The following is an 8,087-nucleotide window of genomic DNA, read 5'->3' on the forward strand; positions in this document are numbered from 1 at the left end:
CGGAGCGGGCTGTGTCTCGACCTTCCCGCGCGGCGGAGGGGACCGCAACGCGGGAGCGTCTCCTCAGGTCGAGTGCTCCGCCAGGCGGTCGAGAAACGCCGCCTGGGCCTTGACGATCACCTCGCGTCCCCGGTCGAGACCGAACCACGCCACCCGGTCGAGCTCGGGAAACTCCTGGAGCCGCCCCGACCGCGGCGGCCACTCCATCCGGAACGTGCCGGGCACGATCGTCGCCGGGTCGAAATCCGCCTCGATCGCCCAGGCCGTGACGATCTTGCCGCCTGTCTGCCGGACCTCGCCCAGGTCGATGGCCTCGCCGTCGGGCGCGGGCAGTCCCAGCTCCTCCTCGAACTCGCGGTGGGCGGCCGCCCAGGCGGACTCGTCGGGCTCGTACTCGCCCTTGGGGAGGGTCCAGGCTCCGGCGTCGCGCCGGGCGAAGAAGGGGCCGCCCATGTGCCCGAGCAGCACCTGGAGGCCGTCGGCGGTGTGGTGGAAGAGCAGCAGGCCGGCACTGCGCTTCACGGGCCCACCTCCGGGTGCGCGGCCAGCAGCGTCTCCACCGTGTCGGCGTCCTCGGGGCGCTTGTCCTCGCGGTAGCGGACCACGCGGGCGAAGCGCAGGGTGACTCCGGCGGGGTAGCGGGTGGAGCGTTGCAGGCCGTCGTAGGCGATCTCGACGACGAGTTCCGGGCGTACGGTCACGACGTATCCGTTGTCCTCGACGGCGATCCCCTGGAGCCGTTCGGTCTGCCAGGTGAGCATCGCGTCGGTCATGCCCTTGAAGGTCTTGCCGAGCATGGCCAGGCCGCCGTCGGCGGTGCGGGCGCCCAGGTGGAGGTTGGAGAGCTTGCCGGTGCGGCGGCCGTGGCCCCACTCCGCGGCCAGCACGACCAGGTCGAGGGTGTGGACGGGCTTGACCTTCAGCCAGGACGCTCCGCGCCGTCCCGCGCTGTAGGGGGCGTCCAGCGCCTTGGCGACGACGCCCTCGTGGCCGCGCTCCAGCGTCCCGGCCAGGAACTCCTCCGCCGTGCGCACGTCGTCCGGGCGGGACACCGTGGTGCGCCGGACCCGCATCGGCTCGGGGACCAGCCGGGCCAGCTCGGCGTGCCGCTCGGCGAACGGCAGGTCGAGCAGGTCGTGGCCGTCGACGGACAGCGCGTCGAAGAAGACGGGGGAGACAGGAACCGCGCGGGCGGCCGTCGCCACGTCGGTGCGGGAGCCGACGCGTCCGGCGGTCTCCTGGAACGAGCGGGGGCGCCCGCCCTCGTCGAAGGAGATCACCTCGCCGTCCAGGATGAACCGCTCGCCCCGCAACTTCAGGGCGGCGGAGGTCACTTCGGGCAGGCGGTCGGTGATGTCGTCGAGGGTGCGGGTGTAGAGCCGCACCGAGTCGCCCTCCCGGTGCACCTGGATACGGATGCCGTCCAGCTTCTCCTCGACCGCACAGGCGCCGAGCTTGTCCACCGCCTCGGCCACCGAGGAGGCGCTGTGCGCCAGCATCGGCCAGACCGGGCGGCCGACGGTGAGGCGGAAGCGGTCCAGGGCGGCGGGGCCGTCCGCGAGCAGCGCCTCGGCCACTGCCTGGAGGGAGCCCGCGAGCATCACCGCCCGCCGTACGTCCGCCGGGGGCGCCCCGGTCGCCTGGGCCAGGCCCTCGACCGCGACCGCGTCCAGCGCGCCCTGCCGCACCTCGCCGGTGAGCAGCCCGATCAGGAACCGCTGCTCGTCCTCGGTGGCCGCGCCCATCAACGCGCCCACCAGCCGGGCCCGTTCCGCCTGGGAGCCGGGGCCGGACACCTTCGCGAGCTCCGACAGGCGTACGTCCACATCCCGTACGGTCAGGCCCGGCTCGGCCGCCGGGGCGACGGGGCGGCTCAGTACCTTCCAGCCCACGCCGATCCGGCCCTGTGGCAGCCGTCCCGCCAGGTAAGGGATGACGATCGGCACGTCGTCCGCCTCGGCCTCCCGGAAGAGCTCCGCGAGCAGGGCGGTCTTCCGGGACCGCGCCGAGGTGGCGGCGACCTCCTGGGACACTCGGGCCAGCCGGTACAGCAGCATGCAGCCATGGTGCACCGGAGGCCCTGCCTCTACACCTGGACGCCGGTGCGGAGGTTTCACGAGCAGCCGCTACACCCGCACGGCGGCGTCCAGATCCGTCATCAGCAGGTCCCCGACGATCGCCGACGCCGCCCGGTACCCGCCGCTCGCCGCGTGGACCACCTGCTCCGCGAAGCCGATCGCGTTACCCGCCGCCCACACGCCCGGCACCGTCGTCAGGCCGGTCGGGTCGACCACCGGATAGGCGCCGAAGGGCGTCTCGTGCAGCTCGGCGCCGAGCTGTTCCAGAAGCCCGTTCCGCGGAACGGCGTGCGGGGCGACGAACAGCACGGAGCGGGTGTGCGTCGAACCGTCGGCGAGCCGGACACCGGTGAGCCGGTCGTCCTCGACCACCAGCTCCGCGACCTCCCCCGGCACCACGTCCACCCCGGCCGCGGCGAGCCGGCGCAGATCGTCGTCGGACAGCTCCTCCTCGGCGACCGTGTGCAGGAAGAACCGCACGTCCTTCGACCACTGGGACACCATCAGCGCCTGGTGCACGCTCTTCGGGCTCGTGCCGAGCACGCCGAACGGCTGGTCGCGCACCTCCCAGCCGTGGCAGAAGGGGCAGTGCAGCACGTCCCGGCCGAACCGCTCGGCGACCCCGGGTACCGTCGGCAGCTCGTCCTTCAGCCCGGTCGCGACGACCAGCCGCCGGGCCCGCACGGTCCGCCCGTCGGCCAGCTGCACGGTGAAGTCCTCGCCCTTCGCCACCTCCACCACCCGGCCCCGGACGAGCTCCACGCCGTAGCGGGCGATCTCCTCACGGCCGGCGGCCAGGAACTCGGCGGGCGGCATCCCGTCCCGTGTCAGGTAGCCCTGCATGTGCGCGGCCGGGGCGTTGCGCGGCTCGCCCGCGTCGACCACCAGCGTCCGCTGCCGGGCCCGGCCCAGCACCAGCGCGGCGGACAGGCCCGCGGCACCCCCGCCGACGACGACCACTGCGTATTTCTCGGTCACGGTGACCACCTCCGCCGCCGAGAGTCGCCCCGGCTCTTCGGTATTGACAAACGTGTTTGCCGAATCTGCAATACGACCATGACTACGGACGAGGTACTCGCGGGCGTCGGCCCCCGGCTGCGGCAGATGCGGAAGGAGCGGGAGGTGACCCTGGCGGCGCTCTCCGAGACCACCGGCATCTCCGTCAGCACCCTGTCGCGCCTGGAGTCCGGCCTGCGTAAACCCAGTCTGGAACTGCTGCTGCCCATCGCGCGCGCCCACCAGGTGGCGCTGGACGAACTGGTCGGAGCCCCGCCTACCGGTGATCCGCGGGTGCGGTCGAAGCCGATCGTGATGGGCGGCCGCACCCACTGGCCGCTCACCCGCCAGCCCGGCGGCCTCCAGGCGTACAAGGTGCTGGAGCCGAAGCGCAGGCAGGAGCCGGACACGCGCACGCACGAGGGATACGAGTGGTTGTACGTGCTGTCCGGAAAACTGCGTCTCGTCCTGGGTGAGCACGACGTGGTGCTGACGGCGGGGGAGGCCGCCGAGTTCGACACCCGGGTGCCGCACTGGTTCGGGTCGACGGGGGAGGGGCCCGTGGAGTTCCTCAGTCTGTTCGGCCCGCAGGGCGAGCGGATGCACGTGCGGGCACGGCCGAAGCGGTCGTGACGCATCTGACTGTTCCCTGATCGGCAAGCGACCGCTTAGTATGCGAACCGACCCCGGTCAGACGAAGCAGTCCCCCGTGGAGGCACCGCATGCAGGCATGGCACGTGCACGAGAACGGCGAGCCGAGCGAGGTGATGCGGCTCGAGGACACCGAGCCGCCCACGCCCGGTGACGGCCAGGTCCTGCTGAAGGTGCGCGCCGCGAACATCAACTTCCCCGACGCGCTGCTGTGCCGGGGCCAGTACCAGGTCAGGCCACCGCTGCCGTTCACCCCGGGGGTGGAGATCTGCGGCGAGACCGAGGACGGCCGCCGGGTGATCGCCAACCCGGCGCTGCCGTACGGCGGCTTCGCCGAGTACGCCGTCGCCGACTCCGCCGCCCTGCTGCCGGCGCCGGACGCCCTGGACGACGCCGAGGCCGCCGCCCTGCACATCGGGTACCAGACGGGCTGGTTCGGTCTGCACCGCCGGGCCGGTCTCCAGGCGGGGGAGACCCTGCTCGTCCACGCTGCCGCTGGAGGGGTCGGCAGCGCGGCCGTGCAGCTCGGGAAGGCCGCCGGCGCCACCGTCATCGGTGTCGTCGGCGGCTCCGGGAAGGCGGCCGTCGCCCGTGAGCTGGGCTGCGACGTCGTGATCGACCGGCGCGCCGAGGACGTCGTCGCCGCGGTCAAGGAGGCCACCGGCGGCCGGGGAGCCGACGTGATCTACGACCCGGTCGGCGGCGAGGCCTACACCCAGTCCGCCAAGACCGTCGCCTTCGAGGGCCGCATCGTGGTCGTCGGCTTCGCCAGCGGCACCATCCCCAGCCCCGGTCTGAACCACGCCCTGGTGAAGAACTACTCGATCCTGGGCCTGCACTGGGGCCTGTACAACACCAAGAACCCGAAGCTGGTCCAGCACTGCCACGAGCAGCTCACCGAGCTGGCCGCCCGGGGCGCGATCAAGCCGCTGGTGAGCGAGCGGGTGCCGCTCGCCGGGGCCGCCGCGGCCGTGCAGAAGGTCGCGGACGGCCTCACCACCGGCCGCGTCGCCGTCGTCATGGAGGAGGCAGCAGCATGAGCAGCGCCGAGGAACTGCGACGTCGCACACGGGAGTTGCTGGCCGCCCATCCGCCGGCCTCGACCGACCGCCTGGACTTCCTCCGGGCCCGCTTCGACGCCGGGCTGGCCTGGGTGCACTACCCGGAAGGTCTCGGCGGACTCGGCGCTCCCCGTTCCCTTCAGGCCGTCGTGGACGCCGAGCTGGAGGCGGCCGGGGCGCCCGACAACGACTCGCGCCGCAACGGCATCGGGCTCGGCATGGCCGCCCCGACGATCCTCAAGTACGGCACCGAGGAGCAGAAGCAGCGCTATCTGCGGCCGCTGTGGATCGGCGAGGAGGTCTGGTGCCAGCTGTTCAGCGAGCCCGGAGCGGGCTCCGACCTCGCCGCGCTCGGCACCCGTGCGGTGCGGGAGGGCGACGACTGGGTGGTCAACGGGCAGAAGGTGTGGACGTCGGGCGCGCACAACGCGCGCTGGGCCATCCTCATCGCCCGCACCGACCCGGACGTGCCCAAGCACGCCGGCATCACCTACTTCGTCTGCGACATGACCGACCCCGGCGTCGAGGTCCGGCCGCTGCGCCAGATCACCGGTGAGGCCGAGTTCAACGAGGTCTTCCTCACCGACGTCCGCATCCCCGACTCCCGCCGCCTCGGCGAGATCGGCGACGGCTGGCGCGTCGCGCAGACCACGCTGAACAACGAACGCGTCGCCATCGGCGGCATGCGGCTGCCCCGCGAGGGCGGCATGATCGGCCCGGTCGCCAAGACCTGGCGCGAACGCCCCGAACTGCGCACCCACGACCTGCACCAGCGACTGCTGAAGCTCTGGGTCGAGTCCGAGGCCGCCCGCCTCACCGCCGAACGCCTGCGCCAGCAACTCGTCGCGGGCCACCCCGGCCCCGAGGGCGCCGGCATGAAGCTGGCCTTCGCCCGCCTCAACCAGGAGATCAGCGGCCTGGAGGTCGAACTCCTCGGCGAGGAGGGGCTGGCGTACGACGACTGGACCATGCGCCGCCCGGAACTGGTCGACTTCACGGGCCGCGAGGCCGGCTACCGCTACCTGCGCTCCAAGGGCAACAGCATCGAGGGCGGGACCACCGAGGTCCTGCTGAACATCGTCGCCGAGCGCGTCCTCGGCCTGCCCGCCGAACCGCGCACCGACAAGGACGTCGCCTGGAAGGACCTCGCCCGATGACCACGCAGAGCGCACAGCCCGACCTGCTGTACTCGGAGGAGGAAGAGGCGCTGCGCGCCGCCGTCCGCGACCTGCTCGCCGACCACTGCGACGCACCCGGTGTGATCGCCCGCACGGAGTCCGGTGCCCCGCACGACCGCGCGGCGTGGAAGGCGCTGGCCGACGGCATGGGCCTCGCCGGTCTCCTGGTCCCCGAGTCCCTGGGCGGCCAGGGCGCCACCCACCGCGAGGCCGCCGTCGTCCTGGAGGAGCTGGGCCGGGCCGTCGCGCCCGTGCCGTACCTGACGAGTGCCGTCGTCGCGACCGAGGCCCTGCTGGCCTGCGCGGCCGACGACCTCCTCGGCGAACTGGCGTCGGGGCGGAGGATCGGCGCCCTCGCGGTCGCGCTGAACATCGCGCCGGGCGGCGCGTACAAGGTCGTACGCCACGAAGGCGGGACGCTGCACGGTGAGGTGACCGGCATCGCGGACGCTGCCGCCGCCGACGTGCTCCTCGTCCCCGCGGACGACGGCGGGCTGTACGCGGTCGAGGCCGGCGCGGCGACCGTCACGCCCCAGGTCTCCCTGGACCTGACCCGGCCGCTCGCCACCGTCACCCTCGACGGCGCCTCCGGCCGCCTGCTGGGCGACGCCGGACCCGCCGTACGCCGGGCCCTGCGCGCGGGCGCCGGGCTGCTCGCCTCCGAACAGTACGGCCTCGCCGAGTGGACGCTGACCGAAACCGTCCGCTACCTGAAGGAACGCAAGCAGTTCAACCGGCCCGTCGGCGGCTTCCAGGCGCTCAAGCACCGGCTGGCCCAGCTGTGGCTGGAGGTCGTCAACCTCCGCGCGGCCGCCCGCAACGCCGCCGACGCGCTGTCCACCGGTGAGGACGCCGACGTGGCCGTCGCCGTCGCCCAGGCCTTCGCGGCGCCCGTCGCCGTCCACGCCGCCGAGGAAGCCCTGCAACTGCACGGCGGCATCGGCATGACGTGGGAGCACCCGGTGCACCTGTACCTGAAGCGCGCCAAGGCCGACTCCATCGCCTACGGCACGGCGGGCGCCCACCGGGAGGCACTGGCCGGACTGATCGACCTCCAGGCTCCCTGACGTTCACCTGGCTGACGCCCGCGGAAAGCCCGCCCCACCTGGGGCGGGCCTTTTCGTGCAACCCGCCCCGGTGAAGTGAACGCGCAGCGGCGGTCCGGCCAACTCCGCGCGCGGGCCTGCTCCTCGGACCTGCCGGGACCCCATACTCGCAGGGTCCCGTACGGCACTTCAGGGAGGCAGAGCATGGCCCTCACCACCCGTCGCAAGGCCCTCACCACCCTCGGCGCCGCCCTCGCGGGCTCGGTCGCCCTCCCCGCCGGCCACGCGGCGGCCGGCGAACAGGGGTACGGGCCCCGCCCGTTGTGGCGCGCCCATGCCCACAACGACTACGAGCACCCACGCCCCCTGCTCGACGCCCTGGACCACCGGTTCGGCAGCGTCGAAGCCGACATCTACCTCGTGGGCGACCAGCTCCTCGTCGCCCACGACCCGGAGGACCTCGACCCGGCGCGGACCCTCGAATCCCTCTACCTCGACCCGCTCGCCGCGCGTGTCCGGGCCAACCACGGTCGCGTGTACCGGGGGTACCGCGGATCGCTGCAGCTCCTCGTCGACATCAAGACCGAGGGCGCGTCGACGTATCGCGAACTCGACCGGCACCTCGGGCGCTACCGGCACCTGTTCACGACGTACGCCCACGGCCGGGTCCGGCGCGGCCCCGTCACCGTCGTCGTCTCGGGCGACCGCGCGGCCCGAACGCCCATGGAGGCGCAAGCCGTCCGCCGCGCCTTCTACGACGGCCGCCTCACCGACCTCGGCAGCCCGGCACCGGCCTCCTTCATCCCGCTGATCAGCGACAACTGGTCGCTCAACTTCACCTGGCAGGGCGTGGGCGCGTTCCCGGACACCGAACGGGAGAAGCTGCGGGGCATCGTCCGCACCGCGCACCGGCGGGGGCAGAAGGTGCGGTTCTGGGCCACCCCGGACCTGCCCGGACCCTCCCGCGACGCGCTGTGGGGCGAACTGCTCGCCGCGGACTCCGACTTCCTCAACACCGACGACGACGAGGTTCGTCGCGAGCAGGGGCTCGACGGCGGGGCGCGTGTAGGTGCGCAG

General features: G+C 73.2%; 8 protein-coding genes. 5 read left to right on the forward strand and 3 right to left on the reverse strand.

Going from position 1 to position 8,087, the window contains the following annotated elements; genetic code table 11:
* Window positions 1–63: 63 nt before the first annotated feature.
* The 3 genes from ABZ016_RS37975 to ABZ016_RS37985 form a co-directional block, all read right to left on the reverse strand.
* On the reverse strand, window positions 64–522 hold the full coding sequence (locus ABZ016_RS37975; RefSeq protein ID WP_356921308.1) for an NUDIX domain-containing protein: 459 nt from the start codon (window positions 520–522) through the stop codon (window positions 64–66).
* Window positions 519–2,057, reverse strand: coding sequence for an ATP-dependent DNA ligase (locus tag ABZ016_RS37980; RefSeq protein ID WP_356921309.1), 1,539 nt, complete (start codon window positions 2,055–2,057; stop codon window positions 519–521). The genes ABZ016_RS37975 and ABZ016_RS37980 overlap by 4 nt, the downstream gene beginning before the upstream one ends.
* Before the next feature lie 69 nt (window positions 2,058–2,126).
* Window positions 2,127–3,056 carry an NAD(P)/FAD-dependent oxidoreductase gene (locus ABZ016_RS37985; protein WP_356921310.1) on the reverse strand — a complete coding sequence of 310 codons (930 nt, stop codon included), beginning with the start codon at window positions 3,054–3,056 and terminating at the stop codon, window positions 2,127–2,129.
* A 78-nt stretch (window positions 3,057–3,134) separates the two neighbouring features.
* Here ABZ016_RS37985 and ABZ016_RS37990 point away from each other — a divergent pair, with 78 nt between their 5' ends.
* From ABZ016_RS37990 to ABZ016_RS38010, 5 genes are all read left to right on the forward strand, one after another.
* Window positions 3,135–3,707, forward strand: a complete 573-nt coding sequence (locus tag ABZ016_RS37990; protein WP_356921311.1) for an XRE family transcriptional regulator — start codon at window positions 3,135–3,137, stop codon at window positions 3,705–3,707.
* Window positions 3,708–3,796: 89 nt separating this feature from the next.
* The gene (locus tag ABZ016_RS37995; RefSeq protein ID WP_356921312.1) at window positions 3,797–4,765 is read left to right on the forward strand and encodes an NADPH:quinone oxidoreductase family protein; all 969 of its coding nucleotides are present in this window, start codon (window positions 3,797–3,799) and stop codon (window positions 4,763–4,765) included.
* Window positions 4,762–5,943 (forward strand): acyl-CoA dehydrogenase family protein, encoded by a 1,182-nt coding sequence (locus ABZ016_RS38000; RefSeq protein ID WP_356921313.1) that lies wholly within the window; start codon window positions 4,762–4,764, stop codon window positions 5,941–5,943. The genes ABZ016_RS37995 and ABZ016_RS38000 overlap by 4 nt, the downstream gene beginning before the upstream one ends.
* Window positions 5,940–7,031: an acyl-CoA dehydrogenase family protein gene (locus tag ABZ016_RS38005; RefSeq protein WP_356921314.1), complete on the forward strand. Its 1,092-nt coding sequence runs from the start codon at window positions 5,940–5,942 to the stop codon at window positions 7,029–7,031. Before ABZ016_RS38000 ends, ABZ016_RS38005 begins: the two co-directional genes overlap by 4 nt.
* A gap of 183 nt (window positions 7,032–7,214) precedes the next feature.
* Window positions 7,215–8,087: phosphatidylinositol-specific phospholipase C/glycerophosphodiester phosphodiesterase family protein (locus ABZ016_RS38010; protein ID WP_356921315.1), on the forward strand; the 873-nt coding region annotated here is incomplete at its 3' end.

Origin of the sequence: Streptomyces sp. NPDC006372, from assembly GCF_040612515.1 — a bacterium.
GTDB lineage: Bacteria > Actinomycetota > Actinomycetes > Streptomycetales > Streptomycetaceae > Streptomyces.